The sequence below is a fragment of the Megasphaera sueciensis genome (assembly GCF_050219315.1).
Classification (GTDB): Bacteria; Bacillota; Negativicutes; order Veillonellales; family Megasphaeraceae; genus Megasphaera_A; species Megasphaera_A sueciensis.
The window spans coordinates 2484971-2507072 of the sequence record NZ_CP116939.1 but is presented as its reverse complement, the minus strand read 5'-3'; the positions used below and the strand labels follow the sequence as shown (position 1 = coordinate 2507072).

20 protein-coding genes are annotated in these 22102 nt (G+C 37.0%); 2 read left to right on the top strand and 18 right to left on the bottom strand.

Annotation, left to right across the window (positions count from 1 at the left end; all coding sequences use genetic code 11):
- Positions 1–246 precede the first annotated feature (246 nt).
- From NXG62_RS12040 to NXG62_RS12010, 7 genes are all read right to left on the bottom strand, one after another.
- Entirely contained in the window at positions 247–1029 is a 783-nt protein-coding gene (locus NXG62_RS12040) for a short-chain-enoyl-CoA hydratase (RefSeq protein WP_427112668.1), read from the bottom strand.
- Between the two features lie 110 nt (positions 1030–1139).
- Entirely contained in the window at positions 1140–2279 is a 1140-nt protein-coding gene (locus tag NXG62_RS12035) for an acyl-CoA dehydrogenase (protein ID WP_427112667.1), read from the bottom strand.
- Between the two features lie 98 nt (positions 2280–2377).
- The gene (locus tag NXG62_RS12030; RefSeq protein WP_427112666.1) at positions 2378–3925 is read right to left on the bottom strand and encodes an acyl CoA:acetate/3-ketoacid CoA transferase; all 1548 of its coding nucleotides are present in this window, start codon (positions 3923–3925) and stop codon (positions 2378–2380) included.
- Positions 3926–3969: 44 nt separating this feature from the next.
- Complete coding sequence (locus tag NXG62_RS12025) at positions 3970–5376, bottom strand: GntP family permease (protein ID WP_427112665.1); 1407 nt, start codon at positions 5374–5376, stop codon at positions 3970–3972.
- A gap of 467 nt (positions 5377–5843) precedes the next feature.
- The gene (gene tnpA / locus NXG62_RS12020) at positions 5844–6305 is read right to left on the bottom strand and encodes an IS200/IS605 family transposase (protein WP_427112560.1); all 462 of its coding nucleotides are present in this window, start codon (positions 6303–6305) and stop codon (positions 5844–5846) included.
- A 212-nt stretch (positions 6306–6517) separates the two neighbouring features.
- Positions 6518–7525 (bottom strand): electron transfer flavoprotein subunit alpha/FixB family protein, encoded by a 1008-nt coding sequence (locus NXG62_RS12015; protein ID WP_427112664.1) that lies wholly within the window; start codon positions 7523–7525, stop codon positions 6518–6520.
- Between the two features lie 21 nt (positions 7526–7546).
- Entirely contained in the window at positions 7547–8350 is an 804-nt protein-coding gene (locus NXG62_RS12010) for an electron transfer flavoprotein subunit beta/FixA family protein (RefSeq protein ID WP_427112272.1), read from the bottom strand.
- A 621-nt stretch (positions 8351–8971) separates the two neighbouring features.
- Between NXG62_RS12010 and NXG62_RS12005 the strand changes: the two genes are divergently transcribed.
- The gene (locus NXG62_RS12005; protein ID WP_427112663.1) at positions 8972–10468 is read left to right on the top strand and encodes a hypothetical protein; all 1497 of its coding nucleotides are present in this window, start codon (positions 8972–8974) and stop codon (positions 10466–10468) included.
- Positions 10469–10592: 124 nt separating this feature from the next.
- On the opposite strand, the gene NXG62_RS12000 is transcribed toward NXG62_RS12005, so the two are convergent.
- From NXG62_RS12000 to NXG62_RS11965, 8 genes are all read right to left on the bottom strand, one after another.
- Positions 10593–11252: a 3-oxoacid CoA-transferase subunit B gene (locus NXG62_RS12000; RefSeq protein WP_427112662.1), complete on the bottom strand. Its 660-nt coding sequence runs from the start codon at positions 11250–11252 to the stop codon at positions 10593–10595.
- Entirely contained in the window at positions 11252–11995 is a 744-nt protein-coding gene (locus tag NXG62_RS11995; protein WP_427112661.1) for a 3-oxoacid CoA-transferase subunit A, read from the bottom strand. Before NXG62_RS11995 ends, NXG62_RS12000 begins: the two co-directional genes overlap by 1 nt.
- A gap of 56 nt (positions 11996–12051) precedes the next feature.
- The gene (locus NXG62_RS11990) at positions 12052–12846 is read right to left on the bottom strand and encodes an enoyl-CoA hydratase/isomerase family protein (protein ID WP_427112660.1); all 795 of its coding nucleotides are present in this window, start codon (positions 12844–12846) and stop codon (positions 12052–12054) included.
- Between the two features lie 669 nt (positions 12847–13515).
- Positions 13516–14868: an aminotransferase class III-fold pyridoxal phosphate-dependent enzyme gene (locus NXG62_RS11985; RefSeq protein WP_322351622.1), complete on the bottom strand. Its 1353-nt coding sequence runs from the start codon at positions 14866–14868 to the stop codon at positions 13516–13518.
- A 66-nt stretch (positions 14869–14934) separates the two neighbouring features.
- Complete coding sequence (locus tag NXG62_RS11980) at positions 14935–15216, bottom strand: hypothetical protein (protein WP_427112658.1); 282 nt, start codon at positions 15214–15216, stop codon at positions 14935–14937.
- 123 nt (positions 15217–15339) lie between these two features.
- Positions 15340–15477: a hypothetical protein gene (locus NXG62_RS11975; RefSeq protein WP_427112657.1), complete on the bottom strand. Its 138-nt coding sequence runs from the start codon at positions 15475–15477 to the stop codon at positions 15340–15342.
- A gap of 1 nt (position 15478) precedes the next feature.
- Positions 15479–16663 carry a M20/M25/M40 family metallo-hydrolase gene (locus NXG62_RS11970; protein ID WP_427112656.1) on the bottom strand — a complete coding sequence of 395 codons (1185 nt, stop codon included), beginning with the start codon at positions 16661–16663 and terminating at the stop codon, positions 15479–15481.
- Positions 16664–16702: 39 nt separating this feature from the next.
- Positions 16703–18325 carry an ABC transporter substrate-binding protein gene (locus NXG62_RS11965; RefSeq protein ID WP_427112655.1) on the bottom strand — a complete coding sequence of 541 codons (1623 nt, stop codon included), beginning with the start codon at positions 18323–18325 and terminating at the stop codon, positions 16703–16705.
- Between the two features lie 597 nt (positions 18326–18922).
- Between NXG62_RS11965 and NXG62_RS11960 the strand changes: the two genes are divergently transcribed.
- A complete protein-coding gene (locus NXG62_RS11960; protein ID WP_427112653.1) occupies positions 18923–20086 on the top strand; it encodes a PucR family transcriptional regulator in 1164 nt (387 codons plus the stop codon).
- A 66-nt stretch (positions 20087–20152) separates the two neighbouring features.
- On the opposite strand, the gene NXG62_RS11955 is transcribed toward NXG62_RS11960, so the two are convergent.
- The 3 genes from NXG62_RS11955 to NXG62_RS11945 all read right to left on the bottom strand — a co-directional run bounded on the left by NXG62_RS11955 (position 20153) and on the right by NXG62_RS11945 (position 22046).
- Positions 20153–21028 (bottom strand): MBL fold metallo-hydrolase, encoded by an 876-nt coding sequence (locus tag NXG62_RS11955; RefSeq protein ID WP_427112651.1) that lies wholly within the window; start codon positions 21026–21028, stop codon positions 20153–20155.
- 81 nt (positions 21029–21109) lie between these two features.
- Positions 21110–21607: a GNAT family N-acetyltransferase gene (locus NXG62_RS11950; protein WP_427112649.1), complete on the bottom strand. Its 498-nt coding sequence runs from the start codon at positions 21605–21607 to the stop codon at positions 21110–21112.
- The gene (locus NXG62_RS11945) at positions 21600–22046 is read right to left on the bottom strand and encodes a MarR family winged helix-turn-helix transcriptional regulator (protein WP_427112648.1); all 447 of its coding nucleotides are present in this window, start codon (positions 22044–22046) and stop codon (positions 21600–21602) included. The genes NXG62_RS11950 and NXG62_RS11945 overlap by 8 nt, the downstream gene beginning before the upstream one ends.
- Positions 22047–22102: the final 56 nt, after the last annotated feature.

Genomic DNA, 22102 nt, shown 5'->3' with positions numbered 1-22102 from the left:
TTACTTTATTCAAATACAGTACAACACATATATTTTATCACGATAAGAAGAAATATTTTTACTACTTTCCAAAAAAGAAATTAATACCGCTGTAAAATTATATTAATTTCAGCAATAAATGTTGAGTCCTAATAAAAATATATTAGAACTCAACATTTCTCAAACTTATTTTCTTATAATCTCATTTAAAGTTCACATATCTAATTGCATTTGGTAAAATACTGATATCTTAAAATTGTTTATGCACTACTTACCGCTAAACTTAGCTTTTCTTTTTTCAACAAATGCCTTCATGCCTTCTTTTTGATCGTCTGTTGCGAAACATAATCCCCACACTTCATCTTCATATTGAATACCGGATTGCAGGTCCATATTTATGCCACGATTAACGGCCGATTTGCAGAATTGTACTGCTAACGGTGCAACAGATTGAATTTTTGCAGCCATTTTTTTAGCTTCATCCATTAACTGGTCTGCAGAAACAATTTCATCTACTAATCCAATACGATATGCTTCAGCAGCATCAATCATTGTTCCAGTAAATAATAACTTCTTTGCCATTCCTTTACTGACTAAACGAGGCAGCCGCTGCGTTCCGCCAAATCCCGGCGTAATTCCCAAGGTTACTTCGGGTTGGCCGAATTTAGCAGTATCTGCTGCAATACGAATATCGCAGGCCATCTGCAATTCATTGCCACCGCCAAGTGCATATCCATTAACAGCTGCAATAACGGGTTTCTTCATATTTTCAAGTTTATTAAATACGCCCTGTGCCAAAATACCCCAATCTCTACCTTCTATGGCATTTTTATCTTTCATTTCAACAATGTCTGCCCCGGCTACAAAAGATTTTTGTCCACTGCCGGTAATAATAAGGACCGCCACATCTTGATCTGCTTCCATTTCATCAATCATTTTATCCAACTCACGGACAGTCGCTTCATTCAACGCATTTAAGGCTTTAGGCCTATTAATCGTAACAACAGCCGTACCATTTTCCTTTTCTATCAAAAGATTTTCATAACTCATAGTAAACACATCCTTTTTTTATATTCAAAAACAATAATTTCACAATATCACTATCTCAATATTTTTTATCCAAATGCATATATGCTGCGGTTTATTATTATCTGCTATATTCAGCGGAGAATGGAGCCAGAAATAACCATTTGCTGTACTTCATTCGTACCTTCATAAATTTGAGTTATTTTAGCATCGCGCATATAGCGTTCCACTGGGTATTCTCTGGTAAAGCCGTATCCACCGAATATCTGTACCGCATCTGTGGTAACTTCCATGGCAATATCTGAAGCAAATTTTTTTGCCATTGCCGCAGAAACACTATAAGGAATATTATTCGACATATCATAGGCTGCTTTATAGACTAACCAGCGTGCTGCTTCAATCTTAAGTTTCATATCAGCAAGTCGAAAAGAAATCGCCTGTTGCTTTGAAATAGGTCTACCAAACTGTACACGTTCTTTCGAATACTTTACCGCATGTTCAAAAGCTCCTTCAGCAATTCCTAAAGACTGGGCTGCTACACCAACACGGCCACCGTCTAGTGTTTGCATTGCAATTTTAAAACCTTCGCCTTCTTTTCCCAGCAGATTAGCCGCAGGTACATGTACATCTTGTAAAATAACTTCACGTTGTACGGATGCACGAATCCCCATCTTTATTTCTTTTTTACCAAAGCTCAAACCAGGTGTTCCTTTTTCTACAATAAACGCACTCATGCCTTTTGATTTTTGAGTTTTATCGGTAGTTGCAAAAATGATTTCAACCTCAGCTTCTCCTCCGTTAGTATTAAATATTTTTGTTCCATTTAATACATATTCATCACCTTGCTTTACAGCGGTAGTTGCCCCATTCAATGCATCCGTACCGGCATTAGGTTCTGTCAGGCCAAATGCTCCCAACCATTCTCCTGTTGTCAGTTTAGACAAATACTTTTTTTTCTGTTCTTCTGTACCATATGTATTAATGGGCCATGAGCAAAGCGAAGTATGTACTTCAAATCCAATACCGGTAGAAGGATCAATGCGAGAAATTTCTTCACATGCAATAGCAAAATTAATAAAATCCAAACCGCAACCATTATATTTTTCCGCATAGGGAATCCCCATCAATCCCAATTTTCCCATTTGATTAAAAATTTCTCTATCAAATATTTCATTTTCATCTCGCTCTTTAACAGTTGGGAGTAATTTTTTTTCAGCAAAATCTCTCGCCAGCTTGCGAATATCTTTCATTGCTTCTGTTTCTTTAAATTCCATAATTACATCATCCTCCTAAAAATATACAATAAATATATATATAACAGCGCTAGTTTCTTATGTTGTAAAACGATACAGCGCCTGACAACCACTGTGGTTTATAGTGTAAGTCCCATTAACTCATCTTTAAAAATGCGAGCATCCATCTGTTTTAAGCTGGATGAAATAATCGGTTTAAAATCCATATGCGCCAAGATATCCGTTTCAAGATTGACTCCGGGGGCAATCTCAGTTAGGATAAGTCCTTGTTCTCCTAATTCAAATACAGCACGTTCTGTAATATATAAAACCTGTTGATGGTGTTGCTGGGCATAAGCTCCACTAAAGGTAACCTGTCCTACTTTCTTTAAAAATTTATTGAATTTTCCTTCTGTCAAAATAGTTAACGTACCATTACTGACTTTTACTTTCAGGCCTCCCGCCGTGAAAGTGCCACAGAAAATCACTTTTTTGGTGTTTTGTGTTATATTGATAAAACCGCCACAACCCGCCATGCGACCCGTAAATTTACTTACATTGATATTGCCTTCTCTATCTGTTTCGGCTAATCCCAAGAATGCAACATCAAGTCCGCCACCATCATAGAAATCAAACTGGTACGGCTGATCAATAATTGCTTCCGGATTGGTAGAAGCTCCAAAATCAAGACCGCCGGCCGGAACACCACCAATAGTTCCCGCTTCAGCTGTTAGTGTCATCGTATCTCCGATACCTTCTTCATTCGCAACACTTGCCACACCTTCGGGAATACCAATGCCCAAGTTTACTTTCGCATTGGGAACCAATTCCATGGCTGCCCGGCGCGCAATTACTTTACGCTGATCCAGTTTCATCGGCGCAATACTGTCTAACGGGATGCGAATCTCTCCGGAATAAGCCGGATTATACGCATTTCCATAGCTTTGTTCATGTTTTGCTTTATCAGCTGCTACAACGACATAATCAACATCAATACCGGGAATGACAACATCCATTGGTTTAATATTCCCGCTTTCCACTATCCGTTCTACCTGTACAATAACGATCCCACCAGAAGCTTTAGCTGCCAATGCAATCGACAGATTTTCCAACTTGACAGCTTCATGTTCAATCGATATATTCCCTTTTGTATCAGCAGATGTACCTCTTACAATCGCCACATCAATAGGAAACGGTTTGTACCACAACCATTCTTCTCCATTGAGTTTAATAACCTCTACCAAATCCTCACTCGTTGCTGCATTGACTTTCCCCCCTTCAACACGAGGATCCACAAAAGTCCCTAATCCGACTTTTGTAATAATACCCGGTTTTTTCCCGGAAATACTGCGAAACCACTGTGTCAGCGTCCCCTGGGGGAAATTATAAGCTTCTAGTTTATTATCAAGCATTAGTTTCCCTAAATTGGGAGCCATATTGAAATGACCGGCTACAATTCGCTTTAACATTCCTTCGTGAGCGAATCTATTACCTCCCGCATTTTTTCCGTCTCCCATGCCGGCACAATGTACTACGGTAAGATCACGAGGAAATCCTTCTGATAAGAATTGAGTTTCCATAGCACACAATACATCTTCCGCAATATTACAACCTACAAACGTTCCAATACCGATAGTTGCTCCATTGGGAATACACTTTGTTACCTCTTCTGCACTAATACATTTCATTTGTAAGCACCTCTTTAATTTAGTTATGCTTGTATATATATTTTTTATACAATACCGGTCAACATATACACACCAACCATGAAAAACGCTACCAGAACCTTAAATATCGTAATTGCAAACATATCCTTATAAGACTCACGATGTGTCAATCCGCAAACAGCCAAAATCGTGATAACTGCACCGTTATGCGGCAAACTATCCAATCCACCGGATGCGGCGGCTACAATGCGATGTAAAACTTCGGGAGGAATTCCGGCGGCGGCCGTCAGTTCCAACCAATGATGTCCAAAAAGTTCCAAGGCAATACTTAATCCACCAGAAGCAGATCCTGTAACACCTGCCAGGATGTTTACCATAATAGCCGCATTTAAAAGCGGTGCTCCTTGTGCAATTCCCAATAAAAAATTAGCAATATCTGTAAATCCTGGCAGAGAAGCTATAACATTTCCGTACCCAACTTCAGAAGCCGTATTCATAATAGCAAGCAGCGATCCAATAGCTCCAGCATTTAATGCAGCTTGAAGACCACCGTCCTTAGAGATAAATTTACGTCCGCTGATACAAGCTACAATGATTCCTGCCAATAATCCAACAACCAATGCCCAAATAGAAATAACATTCTGGACAGATTTAGCTACCAGCGGAATACCCATTTTTTGGAACGGTACAATTAAATCCGGATTCCACGAATACATAGACAGTCCAAAATTAACAACCAAAACTACAAGTAATGGTATGATAGAAAAGTACCACTTCGGTAATGGAATCGTATCATCAATTACCGTTTCATTTATAGTATGCTGTCCATATCCTTCATTTCTGTCTTTAGCCACTTTAACACGCCATTCTAAATATATATAAGAAATTGCCACCAGTATAATGGCTCCGATAGTTCCTAATATAGGTGCAGAATACGTCGTTGTTCCAAGATATATCGTCGGAATAATATTCTGAATCTGTGGTGTACCCGGAAGCCAATCCATGGTTGCGGTAAATACTCCCAAGACCAATGTAGCCGGAATAAGTCGTTTAGGAATATTTGCTTCTTTATACAGAGCTGCCGCAAACGGATAAATGGCAAATACACACACAAACATGGATATGCCACCGTATGTCAAAATCATACATGCCAGCGCAACTGCAGCTATGGCTCTCTTTTCCCCTATACAGCGAATAACTTTAAGTGCAATACTTCGCGCCATTCCCGTATCTTCCATAACTTTCCCAAATACAGCACCCAGTAAAAATATAGGAAAAAAAGCTTTGATATACGTAACTGCTTTCGGCATAAATAATTCCGTATATCCTGGTAAAATATTAATGCCTGACAATCCTGCCGCAAACATCGCAAAGATTGGCGCAAACAAAATTACCGAAAACCCCCGGTAAGCAAATGTTACTAATAAAAACAAACTCAGGATAATGCTTCCTATCGCAATTGCCGTGAACATAATTTATGAAATTCCTCCTTTATATTTATATCTGTAACTTATATAAAAATGAACGATTATTTTCCTCCTTTTCTAACTTAATAAATACACAATAATAAATACACAATTTATTAAGTCAATAAATAAAAACAAGTATGCATACTTCGTTTGTTGTTACTATAAATAGTATCTGAAATTATAGATTAAATACATAGGAAAAATTTGTCTTATATTGATTATTATTTTGTTATAAAAATGCAAATCGAATACTTTTTTTTGCAACAATACGTTGAAAAAAAAGTTGACTTATATTGATTTTATAAAAATACCATTATTTAAATCGAAAAACAGGCTAATCAAAACTACCTGTATAACAGGTAGTTTGCTCTGCGGCTAGAAGCCTTATTACCTGCCTAGGCCGCAAGGGCCTATGGAAAATCCACCAACCGCACTACACTTACCTGCTGCCCCTCTCCGAGGGGCGCTTCTTATTTATAGGGATTCCCCGTGAATGGATCTACCAGTTCTTTCAGTGTCATTTGGTCACACACCATATCTTCCTGTAACTGTTCTCGGATATATTGTGCTATTACCTTCTGATTTCTTCCCACTGTATCAACGTAGTATCCTTTACACCAAAATTTTCTGTTTCCGTATCGATATTTTAATTGTCCATGTCTTTCGAAAATGATTAGAGAGCTTTTTCCTTTCAAATATCCCACAAACGCAGATACGGACAACTTAGGTGGAATACTCACTAACATATGTATATGATCCCTACACGCATTAGCTTCCAGTATTTCTACATCTTTCCGGCTACATAATTCCCGTAAAATTTTTCCAATATCTTTTTTTAATTTCCCGTAAATCAATTGTCTACGGTACTTGGGTGCAAACACAAGATGATATTTACATCTCCATTTTGTATGTGCTAAACTTAAAGTGTCCATGGATAGCATTTTCCTCCTTTGCTCTAAGTACGGTTGGCGAACCTGTGCTTAGTATAGCAAAGGAGGTTTTGCTTTTTCTACCTATAGCTATAAGCTTTTAGAACCATACGCACAGCGTATGGTTTTCAATACGACAATAAAAAGAGGCCCCGAAGGGCCTCTAAAATAATATAACTCTATTACTATACTACAATATCTAAAAAAATTTTCTATCAACCTTTAAGTTTTTTGATCGCTTCTGTGATCTTAGGAACTACTTCAAACGCATCTCCTACGATACCATAGTCGCAAACCTGGAAGATAGGAGCATCCGGATCTTTGTTGATCGCGATGATGCAGTCCGATCCTGTCATACCCGCTAAATGCTGGATCGCCCCGGATATCCCGCAAGCCACATAAATCTTCGGGCCTACAGTCTTTCCAGTCTGTCCTACCTGATGCAGTGCATCTATCCAGCCGGCATCTACCGCAGCACGGGAAGCTCCTACGGCTCCTCCCAGCAAGGTCGCCAGTTCCTTCAGCATTCCTTCGAACGGTTCCGAGCCGTTCATTCCTCGGCCGCCGGATATGATAACGTCGGCTTCTTCTATCTTGACGCCGCCGCCGCCCATTTTAATCAGTTCTACGAACTTCGTCATGAAGTCGCCATCACTCAGTTCCGCCTTCATGTTGATGATTTCGCCCGTCGCGGATGCGTCGGCTGCCGGTTTCTTAAATACATTCGGTCGAACCGTACCCATCTGCGGCCGATTTTCACGGCATACGATTTCTGCCATGATATTCCCGCCCAGTGCCGGACGCGTCCATACGATCGTCTTTCCGTCGTCATCCACATCCAGTCCCGTGCAGTCTGCTGTCAGACCGGTCTTTAATACATTGGCTACGCGCGGTCCTAAATCCCGTCCGATATTCGTCGCCCCTACCAGAAATACGTTCGGTTTTACTTCTTCAAAGAAGTGCTGCAATACCTTCGCATACGCCGTCGTATTGTATTGTTCCAGTCTCGGGTCGTCATACACATATACCTTATGCGCTCCGTGGGCAATCAATTCCTGAGCCAGCGGGGTTACCCTGCTGCCGATCAAGACGGCCCCTACTTCGTCTCCGATTTTGTCGGCCAATATCCTGCCCTGGCCTAACAATTCCAACGATACATTGCGCAGTTTGCCTTCAAATTGTTCAGCGATGACATACACGCCTTTGTAATTAGCCAAATCCATCTTCCCGTTTCCTCCTTAGAATTAAATTATCTTCTGTTCTGCTAATTTTTCCATCAACGTAGCAACAGATACAGCAACATCTTCATTGTTCAAAATAAGACCCTGCGTTCTCTGAGGCGGAGTGAAGATTTTGCGGACATTCGTCGGCGAGCCGCTCAAGCCGATCCGGCTTTCGTCTACTTTGATATCCTCTGCCGACAAGGTTGGTATTTCCCGGCGTTTCGCCTTCATGGTTCCGCGAATGGTCGGGAACCGCGGTTCATTTAATTCTTTTACAGCCGTAATGAGAACGGGGAACGATGCTTCCGTAACGATATACCCTTCTTCATTCTGCTGTTTTACCGTTACTTTTTCTCCTTCTACTGCGATATGAGCTGCGTAAGTGATCTGTGGAATACCGAGTTCCGCTGCTATCTGCGGACCGACCTGAGCTGTATCTCCATCAATAGCCTGCTTGCCGCAGAGAATTATGTCGAAATGGTCCAGCCCCTGTAGTTCCGCTACTTTTCTAACTGCCTGTGCCAGGCAGTAGCCGGTTGCCAGGGTATCCGAACCGCCGACTTTTCTGTCTGTCAGCAAATACGCTTCATCGGCTCCCATGGCCAGTCCTTCACGAAGTACTTCCACAGCCTGCGGCGGCCCCATAGAGAGCAGCGTTACCTTAGCTCCCTGTTCATCCTTTAGCTGCAGCGCTGCTTCCAACGCATTCTGGTCAAACGGATTAAAGATGTTAGGCACACCCGCACGAATGACGGTATGTTTCACTGGATCGATTTTTACTTCTGCCGTGTCTGGTACTTGTTTTACACATACCAATATTTCCATATTACGCTAACCTCGCATTCTGCCACATATGGCATATAATGAATATCAAAAATAATGTTGTTCTACCAATGTATCACACTATGTAAAATATATAGGCTATTTATGAATACTAAAAAAGCATGCAAACAACCGCAATTTCAGCTTTACCGCCTGACACACTGAACAAGTTGAAATGTACAATACACCATGGTCGCCCTGCTGTACGGTCGTAGTGTTTTCATTTGAAGCCTTTATCTCAACACTCTATCTTAAAAAATATTTACGTCTCGTCTATGCTTTGCTTATTTTTAAGTTATGTATGTTTGCTTTATTAGTATATCAATATGCAAAGTTGAATAAAAGAGAAATTGTTGATTGTTTATTGAATGCAACATTATCAACATTGCATTATTTATAGATAATGTTTAGAATGTAACTAGTTATATCCTAAAAGTATATAAAAAATGTAAAAACAACATATAATCAGCAATATAGCATCATTGTTATATGGAAACCCACTTTATTTTTGATGCTATATGTGAAAAACATCACATTAATAAGAAATTTTTCCATAAAAAGAGTATACAACAATCTGCTGTTAGTATATCGATAAAAATTCAAACTAAAGAAGGGATGGTTAACTTGTCAACAAAAAACTATGCATTAACACTCAAAAATTTAGTGACACTCACGCAAACAAAATTACATGTATTAGCCGAAGTAGTAGGATATGATATTTCTTATATCAGCAAATGGAGCAGCGGCATAAAATTACCTTCCAGCAGATGTATTGAGCAAGTCAATGAAGCGATGAGCCTTTATTTTGCTAAGGTAATTATGGAAAACCATAGACTGGAAAATTTTTATGATATCTTTAACATATCGGCAGATATACATGACGTAAAACAATTAAATATTGAAATACAGCGTCTTCTCTGTACTGCATATCAATCTTCAATCAAAGGAAATCAAATACATAAGACAAAAGAAAAAAATTCACTTTTTAGTAAAATTGTTATTGGAAAATTAAACGCTACCTTGTTTCTTTCTAAATTACTGCAAGAAGAATTAAACCAAGTAAACGGCACCGGGGATTTACTTATATTCGGTGAATTTTGCACGTTGGCAGACATTGGATTATGGAATTATTTTACCTCTGTTCATCTTAACGCTTCTCGTATTACGGTCCGTGTCGGCTTAGATGTTGATAAATTAGATAAAAAAGTTAAGTACATGCAGGAACTATATTGGACGTTAAACGCACATCTTGATTATGATTTTATGTTTTATGACAGTCAAAAATTAGAACACACAAATCTAATTATACTGAAAGACAGATTTGTCATACAATACTCTCTCAATGCCGATGATATTATCAACATGTGCAGTTGTATTTCCGATAAAGATTTAGTCCAAACTATTTATGATGAATTCATTTTGAGTTTTGTTCATCAACCCTGTCTTATTACGCCGATGAAATCACTAGGCATGAATGAAATGGGATTTCGTACAGGTTTTTATGCTACTAATCATTTTTCTTTTTTCCTTGCAAATGGAATTGAATTTTTACTCCCCCGCAAAGTGTTCGATTCAATCATTGACAGTATTGATGAATCAACACAATCACAAGATTTGGTCATGCAGGTAGAACGACTACAGGTCACTTGGGAAGAACTACTGGACAGAGTCGATGTAGACTTTATTATTCCAACAACGTCTATCATCCGTTATATTGAAACGGGATATATTTATTTAACAGACATTGAATATAATTTAACCTTGGAAGAACGGAAAGAACACTATACCAGCATCCTTAATGCAATGAAAAGTAATCACCATATTACTATGGGTGTCATCAAATCTTCCGTTAAAGCAACTGATTATCAAGGATATAATTTATCTTTTTATTCAAATCACTCTTCCTGCTTTTTCAAAAAAAACAAGCAATATATTCATAATGACGCGTATTCCTTTTATGTTATTACAAATAAACGATTATTAGATATTATTCAAAAAGGATTTGATTACCTGAAAAAACTGCCAATGTATCATCAATATACGGTAGAGGAAATCACAAAGACCTATGCTATGTACCAATCTTTAATCACGAGGATGTTAACTCTACGTGAAAAACAGTGAATATAATACGAAGTGTCGGTGTAAGCGCTATTGATTATATTAATAATATATGACAAAAGGGGGCTGTAACAAAATGAAGAAAAAACTTCATTTTGTTACAGCCCCCTTTATTAAAATATTTCGTTTATTCCATTACACCTATTTTATCAGGCACAATAACATCAGCCTCAGTACAAGCAAGAACATCCTCAACCGTATAATCCTTAGCAAGTTCTTTTAAAAGCAAACCATTAGAAGTAACTTCAAAATAACATTTTTCTGTCACGATATCCGTCACACAATTTGCACCCGTCAATGGAAGTGTACATTTTTTAAGAATTTTTGATTTACCGCTTTTTTCACAATGATCCGTTGCAACAATAATTTTTTTTACGCCGGCACAAAGATCCATCGCGCCACCCATTCCAGGAACGAACTTACCAGGAATAGTCCAGTTTGCAATATTTCCTTCTTCGTCAACCTGCAGGGTACCAAGAACAGCTGCATCAATATGACCACCGCGGATAAACGCAAAGGAAGTTTCGTGATCGTATACACTGCCACCTTTAATAATAGACGCAGGTTGTCCGCCAGCATCTATTACGTCAACATCGACATTTTCCCATTTTGGAACTGCTCCGCTGCCAACAGTACCAATTTCGGCTTCAAGCCAAATGTCTACGCCTTCAGGTAAATAATTCACACACATCAGCGGAACTCCGATTCCAAGATTTACGAAATCACCGTTTTTGAAAAACTTTGCACAACGAGATGCAATAAGTGCCCGTCCTGTTAATCTTTCCATTATTTTTTGCCCCCTTCCGCTTTAGCTTTAGCCTTTGCTTCCGCCTTAGCTTTTGCGCGTTGCCACATTGGGCATAACGGTTTCTTTTCACCGGTTTTTACATATATCATATCAATGATCGGTGCTGGCACATCAATTTCTTCTGGACCAAGTTCTCCCACCTCTACCACGTCTTCTACTTCGACAATAACAAAATCAGCGGCATAAGCAATCGTACTATTAGTAGCTCTAGAATTCATTCTAAAAGAAATATTACCAGCCGTATCTGCTTTTGTTGCTTTTACAAGTGCAATATCAGCATGCAGCGGCAGTTCAAGAAGGTACTCCTTCCCATTGACCATAAGTTTTTGCTTGCCTTTTTCCATTTCTGTTCCAACACCTGTCGGTGTAAGACAGCCTCCAAGTCCCGCACCTCCGCACCGAACTCGTTCAGCCCAAGTCCCCTGCGGACTGAATTCAATTTCCAATTCGCCTGCAAGCATTTGTTCTCCTGCTACAGGATTAAGTCCAATATGTGTTGTAATCAGGCTTTTAATACGTTTTTCTACAATAAGCTTGCCAACTCCCTGATCCGGCATACCGGCTGATACGGCAATCGCAGCTATATCCTTTACCCCTTTTTCAATCATTCCATCAATAATCTCATCTGCCGCAAATTCACCGTGCCAATCGCCAAACATAATCGTTTGCCCATCATGGATTTTACTAAGCGCTTCTTCTTTAGTTACTACTTTTGATAACAATTGGATTACCACCTTTCTTATATAGTAATTCAAAATTGATTTATTTATCTCATATATTATTTGCCTTCAAATACTGCTTTCCGTTTTTCCATAAAAGCTTTTACTCCTTCGCAAAAATCAGAAGATGCCGAGCATTCACTCTGTGTTGGAATTTCACAATCATCCAAATAATGTTTATAATCCTCAAATCCGGCTGCATAAATTTGTTTTTTTATGTTTTTATAGGAAATAAGAGGACCATTGGCAAACTTTTCAGCTAATTTCATAGTAGCCGCATCCAATTCTTCATTAGCAACTACTTGATATACCAGCCCCAGCTCTTTAGCTTCCATCGCGGGTAAGGGGCGCCCAGTTGCACAAAGTTCCATAGCACGTTTTTCTCCCAGCGCTTTCACTAGCAGATAGGTTCCTCCTGTATCAGGAACAAGTCCTAAATTAACAAAAGCCATAATAAATTTTGCATTTTCAGCACAAACTACAAAATCCGCAGTAAGAGCAAGACTAACACCTGCTCCGGCAGCTGCTCCGCTAACAGAAGCAATGACCATTTTACTCATTTTTTTAATTCCGTCTGTCACTTTGCCGACCTTACCGATAAGACCATCCATATTAACTTTTCCGCCTGCTTTAATGAGCTGATAAAAATATCCGATATCGCCGCCCGCGGAAAATGCTTTAGGCGATCCTTTAATTACAACTACCTTAACATCGGAATCATTTTCAGCTGTTTCTACAGCATACATCAATTCATCTGCCATTTGTTCATCAATCGCATTTAAGTTTTTCGGATAATCCATTGTTACAACAGCAATACTGTTTACTACTTCATAATGCAATTTCTGCAGTTCCATAACGATCCTCCTTATCTCAATACAGTAACTTATCATTTGTACTTTGGGAATCTAAATTATTTGATTATGAAAGCAACTATCTCTTATGAAAATAATATCTGCATAAAAAATTCCCTGATATATTCCATAAACACCAAGATACACTTGATTGTTGCTCTCCAAAGTACTATTCAGCATTTGAGTTACGAGTTCTACATTATCGATAATGTTATAATAGTATTTTTATTATTCTATTTCTATATATGATATATCATTTATGACTATATTATATATTAATTAGTGAAATAATGCAATAAATGAATATTTTATAATGTTATATAAATATTATAATTATAAAATAGTTAAACGTTATTTTTTCAATAAAACTTAATATTTTATAATTATATTATTTATTTAGTTGTAAAAACAATAATACCTATATCTGTTAGTTGTGAATTTTTTAACTTTTTTATTATTTATTTATTGTATTTATATTTTTTTTATAATTTACAGCTTTTTATAAAATGATTATATCAGAAAAATTTTTCCTTTTTTATGTATCACTATAAACCTTTAAAGGGACTGTGAAAAAAGAGAAATCATTCTTCCGCAACCCCTGTAGGCGATATTTTTCGTTTAACAGAATCTATCACTATTGCTTACTTTTTATAATAACTTATACACAGTATATTATATATATTTTTTTATTGCCATCTCAAAGATATCCAAACCAACACATAGTTGTTCGTCTGTAACAACCAGCGGACATAAGAAACGAATAACATTATTATATACACCGCAATTCTCCATGATTAATCCATGCTGAGCGGTTTCCTGAATAATATTTTCAACTAATTCCGGATATGGTTTCTTACTTTCTTTATCATGAACAAATTCAATACCAAGCATAGCTCCCAACCCTCTATATTCTCCAACGACAGAAAAATTTTTCATCCATTTTTGATATCGATTTGTAACCAATTTACCTATTTTTACAGCACGCTCTTCCAAATGCTCTTGCTCCATAATCTTTAATACTTCCAATGCGGCAGCACATGCCAAGGCATTACCTCCAAAAGTTCCGCCAATAACTCCGCTTGGCACAGCCTGCATAATTTCTTCTCGTGCAACTACAGCTCCCAATGGAATACCCCCTGCCAGTGATTTTGCTGTTGCAATAATATCCGGCGGACATCCTGCTTCTTTCCAATAATCGGTTGCTAGCATTCTTCCAGTACGACACCAACCAGTTTGAACTTCATCTGCAATTAACAAAATACCATTTTCATCACAAATAGTCCGCAAGGCTTTAATCCACTCTATCGGGGCGGGAATGAATCCACCTTCTCCTTGAAGCGGTTCAACTACAATAGCTGCAATATATTCCGCAGGTGATGAATACATAAATACTTCTTTAAGAGAATCTAAATAATATGATATAGCTTGTTTTTCCGTATACCCATCCGGTCTTCTATACAAATATGGAAATTTTGCTCTATACACCCCGTCTGGAAAGGGTCCCATACCAACCGCATATTTCTTTTTAGCCGTCATAGCCATAGTCATCAGTGTGCGACCATGAAATGCTCCTGAAAAAACGATAATATTCGGCCTTTTAGTAAATGCTTTTGCCACTTTAACTGCATTTTCAGCTGCTTCTGCTCCACTATTGATAAAAAAGGTACGTTTTTTCTCTCCACGGACAGGTGCGATAGAATTAATTTTTTCAGCCAATGCAACATATCCCTCATGTGTGACAATATTAGCCATTGCATGAAAATATTTCCCAGCTTGTTCTTGTACCACACTAACTATTTGCGGGTGACAATATCCAATATTCAAAACACCGACACCACCAACCCAATCTAAAAAATAGTTACCATCTACATCCTCAAACATAGCTCCTTCGCCACGTTTAATAACTGTTGGATATATCGTTCCAATTGCATCGGGTACAGCTTTATGCCTTCGATTCAAAATAGCCTTAGCTTTTGGTCCCGGAACCGTTTTAGTAATAATTCTCGGTAATTCTTCTCTCAACATAATACATTCCCCCTATATATCTTGATCTTGACACATAAATTAATAAGTAATTCAAAAAATACCTAATTAAACTTTTATCTGTAGAATAAATGATGAACCTTTTTCATACAAATCAGTACGTGGCGAGATGCTTGGCAACAACAGCGGCGTACCCAATCTTATCCACTCACTATGAACATCCGCCAGCAACACTGTTTCTGCCATTCCAGTTCCAGCTACAATTTCCCCTAATGAACTATCACCAGGCTGTATCCAATGACTCTTACCAATTAAATCTGTCCCGCATACATATACAGTGTTTTCCATATTTCTTGCCCGCATATATGTCTCATCTTGTTGTTCTTTCATAGGTCCTGTTATCCAACCCATTGGTAAAAATAAAATTTATGTTCCTTGCAAAACTAACGGATTTCTAATATCATAAAATTTTATTTTATGACAGAATAATATGGCAAATGATCCAACGCTGTATTAAAGTGTATCCCCCAGTGCAATAAAATCCGATTCTGTAAAGGAATACTTTCCTTCTTCAGGATAAATTTCATATGTGCCACAAACACTGCTATGACCAATCTCATAAACTAATTCCTTTTCATATTGATGATTCATATTAAGAATTTTCGTATTTTGTCCCAAATTCACCTTTTAATCTGACTATCATGGCGATGATTTGTTTTGTCCGTATAAATAAACTGTTAACATCGGCCCATTCTTCGTTAGTATGATTTCTCGCTCCTTCAACCCCCATCGCACATAGTGTAGGAACGTTGGCCATAACGGCATATGCTGCATCGCTTCCGCCTCCACAATGTTTCCCATAAGGTATAGGAAATCCGTTTTCTTGTGCTATACGCTTCGCCATACGTAATAACTGGATATTACCGTCAGTTCGTTTCATAACATCATATCCAACATCTTCTTTCCACACGGTTCGAGTTCCTGAAATCCAAACAGTGTTGCAAATAGTATTCACTGATTTTCTAACACTAATCAAATCTTCCTGCTTCGCATAATGTAAATTAATGATTGCTTTACAATATGCTGGTTTTGAATTGGCTACTGTTCCACCTGAAATAACTCCCGTATTTAACCACCAATGTTTTGATGGATCCGTCAATTTTTCTATTTCGATAATCTTATGTGCCATTTCAATAACAGCACTACATCCATTTTCCGGATCATTTCCCATATGACAACTACGCCCGTATACTTCTATTGAAAAATTACGACATCCATTTCGTTGTACTACTAAACCGTGATCAGTAAAACCTGTCTCAAAATTAAATGCACACAAGGCACCTGCTGCTTCCTTTATAATAACATCATGAACGTTACTATATAAATGATTTGATTCTTCATCTGCATCTAATATGATTTTCATTGGAATCTCATCCCATCCTATGGCCGAAAGCGCTTGAATCAGGAAAAATAATACAACCAGTCCTCCTTTCATATCCAATACGCCGGATCCATACGCTTTACCTTCGCAAATAGTAAACGGGGTACCTTCATACAAATATGTAGTCAGTACCGTATCCATATGTCCCATGAGTAAAATAAATGGATTTTTCATGTTACCACGTTCTGCAATAATGGCACTGCCACATTTTGTATACGGAATTTTTTTAACAACAAATCCATTTTTTTGTAACATAGTTTGACACAATTGCCCTATAACTGTTTGCCCTATCTTATTTCCCATACTAGAATCAATACAAACCATCTTTTCCCATAACTGTATCATTTCTTTTTTATGCATATCTACATACTGAAAAGCCAACGTTTTTTTATCCATGTCTTATCTCCTGTTATTGCTGTTTTGTATAATGGCATATTATTTTAGACTCCACTCATGCAGGTCATCCAAGGAACCTTCCCAAAAGTCTTTAATACCGCCATTAAGTTCTTTACTCTGCGCAATAATATCATCTGGAGCACATAAAGTTGTCAAAAATTGTTGTTCATTCAAAAATTCTTGAATAGCGCTATATGCCATTCTACGTTCCGTCAGAGAAGTCATCGCCAACGCTTTTACAAACATATCAGTTAATTTTGGATCATTTGTTTGTGAATAATTACTGCTATTTCCGGGAGTAAAATATGCACTGTAATCTGGTTCTACAGAAGGCACATAACTCATGAGCATCAATTCATAATTTCCTTTTCTTCCATTAGATAGTACCGTTGGAAAATCTAACTTCTGCTGTTTCACATTGATTCCAATCCCTTTTAAATCTTGTTGAATCAAGTCTGCCGATTGTTCACGCAAAACATTTCCCAAAGGTACTTGCAAGGTTAATTCTTTAGATATATCAAACCCGGATTCAGCAAGTTCTTGCTTGGCCTTCACTGGATCATAACGCAATGGCTGCAAATTTTTATTATATACGGGACTAATTGAAGTATATAAAGTAGGCACCATGTGAGCATTTCCTTTATATAACTGATCAATAATTTTTTCTCTATTAATCGCCATTGTAATAGCACGACGAAATTTAACATTAAACATAGGATTGCTATTATTAACTTCCAAAAACTGGACGGAATTAGAAGGGGCACTTTTTACAACTAGTTTCTTATCATTTTGTAGAATCTCCAAATCTTTTACCGGAACAATACCTATACTTCCACCAGCTGCCATTTGTATATTTCCTGACTTAAGTTCTGTAACTAAATTAGTACCATTCATAATGCGAAGAAAAATTTTTTTTAGTTTAGGAGTTCCTTTGTAATAATCAGTATTAGCTGCATACTCTACATAATCATTAGTTGCATACTTCACAAATTTAAAAGGGCCACTCGTAACCATCGGATTTTTGACTGCCTCGGAATTAGATATAGTTTCGGGTTGTATATTTTCAAACACATGTTTAGGGATAATATACACTTCAAATCCCAGCATACTTTTAATATAGTTAGGATCTACTGGAACTTTTGTCTTAAATGCTACTGTATGTTCATCTTTAGCTATTAAATCAGGAATCTGGTTTCCCGCTGTTAATTGTCCTTTATCATCTAACCCTTCCAACATTTTAATATATGTACCCTTTGTTGTCTCCACGGTTGGATTTGCAATTAAATTAAATGTATATACTACATCTTGTGCCGTAACCGGTTGTCCATCTGTCCATTTTGCATTAGGATTTAATTTAATAATAAAATTTTGATTATCTTCTGTATTGATACTTTCTGCTAATTGAGGAGTAAATTCATTTGGTTCCGGCATACCCAGCAAAGTATCATACATAAAACGAATAGCAAATCGTCCCGCAATGCCTGGATTAAACAGTGGATTAAAAGAATCCGGAGCGTTAGTCATACCAATATATAATGTACCTTTATTATTTTTTTTAGTTTCGCCATGATTGGCACATCCACTAAACATAAAAATACATAAAATCATAGAAACGCCTAAAAACAAACTTCTTTTTTTACATACCCAACTCAATATACCCACAATGATACCCCCTTTTTCCTTTCCTTATATTAAACAAATAAATCACGCCGTCAATTTTCATTTACATAATTTAATTAATTAAGTAAAACACTAAAAGTATACATCTCCGATAAAATCTACACATAATATTGTTCCCCATTAGATACAGTTACATCATCATCTCCTATCTCAAAAAAAAGTACACGGCAAATGATTCTTCAGCTTCATTGCCGTGTACTCAAAATTATTTAATATTGGTGTCATTATAATCAAATTATGCAATAATCACAAGATATACATAGCACAAAAAAAAAACAATGATTTGTGTTACAAGCACAATCATCGTATAAAAATATTTTTTCTTTATTATTTTTAATAAAATAAAAACATAAAAACAAGAAATTAATATACTTGTTACTTCATAGCAGTCAAATAGTAAGGAGTAGGTAATCTGAAAAACAATCCGCATTTATTATAACCAAAAAATATATGTTTTTATACATATCACTACTATACTTTGTATTGTTATCTGAGAACAACATAAAGTATAATAATAATATGCAGCATGTCTATATTGCGGTACATGCTATTGAATTTGTATGCAAAGGAGATATAAAAGTGCCCTTACTGTTAAAAAATTTTTATAATGCGACCAAAAATAAATATAAACTAAAACTGATTTGCGGAGAACACGGATTATGCCAAGAGGTGTCTTGGGTATATTACTCCGAAGATCTGCATACAACAAATTACATACGAAACGGAAACTTAGTTATTACTACAGGTATGATTATCAATTCCGAAAAAAATTTAAAAAAGTTCATATGTGAAATTATACATCGAAATACCGCCGGTTTGTTCATTAATATCGGTCATTATTTACAGGAAACTGATATTAACAGAGATATCATTGAGTATTGTAATGCTCATAATTATCCTTTATTTGTTTTTCCATGGGAAATACATATTGCCGATATCATGCAGGATTATTTAAATCGCATCGTTCTGGGACAGCATTATGAAGAAAGCCTGACTAAAGCATTTATTAACCTTATACATAGACCGGACCGGGAAGAACTGTACAAAGAGGAGATTGGAAGCTCCTCTTTTATGCAAGTTAAAAATTACTGTATCATCTGCTTTTCACCGCACAACAAGCAAATTGCCCCTGAAAGCAGGGAACTCATACTGTTACAAGGCCGCAATGCTATGAATACATATAATACACCGTATCTTTTTTTCCCTTATTTTTATTACTATATTTTGATCATAAGTGACTCGATGTGTAAAAATATAGAAAATATAGTGACTATTCTTGAAAATATCTTTCTTCACGAATCGCAAGCGTGCCGTATCGGTATCAGCAATAGTGTTTCCAAATTGACAGAACTGTCGGAAAGTTACAAACAAGCTATCGGAGCCGTTACTATTGCAGCCGTTCGACAAGTTTCTCCATTATATTTTGAAAAATTAGGAATCTATCAGCTGTTGTTATCTATCGAAGACAAGCGTATATTACACCAATTCAGCAACATCCGTTTATCCATTCTGGCAGAATATGACCGTGTTCACAACACCGCATTATCCGCCACCTTGAAAATTTACCTTGAAAACAGCTGCAGTTTACAATCAGTCGCTGAACAAACATTTTTACACCGTAATACGATTAATTACAGAATGAAACAAATACGTCAGTTACTGCCTGTTGATTTTTCTAATGCAACAACACGAATGGAATATTTGATAGCCTACGCTATAGAAGAATATTTAAAAACACAGTAGCAGATCAAAGTCTTCGCAAAAAACATGTCTGTCTATCAAAAAAATTTTATTCGCTAAACGGCTAAATCAAATACATTTCCAATACAATTTATTATTGTCAAATTCTACATTTATTTTTTGTGCATCTCGCAGCCATGATAAATAAGAACGCAGTGTACTGCCAACAAGAACATATTGTTCAAAATCCAATTGCAGTGAATAAGCATCAAATACTTGTTTTAGTATTTCTTCAAAGATAAGCGGTGTATGACACATATCATATATCCGTTCGCCAATTTCCATGACCTTTTCCCTGTTATACTGCACTAAAGGAATGATATCCGAAGTTACGGCGGCATGAGATGGAACAAAAATATCAGCCTTCATCGCTTCTACTTTATCTAGTGTCTGTAAATATTCTGCTACATTATAAATAAAGCTGATATGATATTTATCTAATATTTCCCTGCTACTCAGACAATCGGCTAAAAAAACAACGTCATCCGAAGTCCGAAATCCAACCATATGAAAAAAGTGTCCCGGTAAATCAATAGGCATTAATGCCTGCGGAAATCCATCAGCAGAAAAATCTTGAGCCGGGCTTTCAGCTGCCAGCAAAAATTTATGACGCAAGTCCTTCGGCGGATATCCTCCATATAAAAAAGATGTCTCTAAAATCGGCCAGCGGGTAAATGCCTGTTCGATACCATTGGCATAAATTCCACACTGTGTTTGCTTGGCCAAATATGCATTTCCCCCAATATGATCAGCATTGGAATGCGTATTAACAATTCCCCGTAAATGCCAGCATTTTTCCTCCAAAAGCTTACGGAGCTTTCTTCCTGCATCTTTATCATTCCCGCTGTCAATAAGATACACCTCAGTCCCGCTTAGATATACACCTATCTTAGCGGGACTTTCAATATAATACGTATTGCCCTTCAATTTAACTAATTCAAACATATCGTTCCTCCTTTTACTACTTATCCTAAAAAATCTCCTTATTTTGCAAAAATAAGTCTATAGGTATACTCACACTGTAATTCATATATTCATTTCCCATTTCTCCTCGTATATTGTTTTTCCCGAAAGGTTCCATACATCGTTGGAAATACTTTCTACACAAGTAAACCCCATCGTACTATAATGTTGTCTTGCTTCTATCAAAACATCTGCAGTCCAAAGGACAAGCTTTTTATAGTTACAGACCCGTGCCTTATTCATCAATGCACTTGTTAAAGCAGTACCAACACCGTTTTTACGATATTTTTTGTCAACAAGAAACAAGCGAAGCTGACCTATCTCCGGGTTTTCTGCTTCACTCAGCATAATGCAGCCTGCCAATGTTCCTTGGATTTCAGCAACCCATAATTCTTCTCTGGATTTTCTCTGCGTCAATGCAAAATTGCAAGCTACGCTTGCAGCATAATTGCCAAATACCGGCCCCCAATTATATTCTTCCAAATAAACGTTTCTATGTTTATCCGCAACATATTTCTCTTCTCCTTTTTTATAGGGGCGGATACTATATGAATTATACATGATGTGATTCCTCCAATATTTGTTCAATGCATTTCATGCAATGAGCTAATTCTGCCCTTTGCGTTTCCGATAACGTATTTAAAATTTCTGCAATCTGTGCATCCGATCTGACACTTAGTGCATACATTCGTTCCCGTCCAGCCGCAGACAGCTTTAAATAGTATACTCGTCCATCTTCTGGAGATTTCTGCTTTTTTATAAGTCCCTGCTGTTGGAAAGACTTTAAAATCCGACTTAAATATCCCTGATCAAGAAATAATTTTACAGACAACAATTTGGCCGTACAGAACTCCATATTAGCAATTTCATATAATATCCGTACCTCTGACAAGGAAAATGAGCTATCAAGTATATGTCGATCCAATAACCCTAATATATTGGTATAGTATCTATTGAATTGTCTTATATCTCTAATTTCTTTTCTTAATTTTTCATGCATAATAATCACCTTATATATATAGTATTGCAACTACTTGCTTTTGTCAATTATTTCTT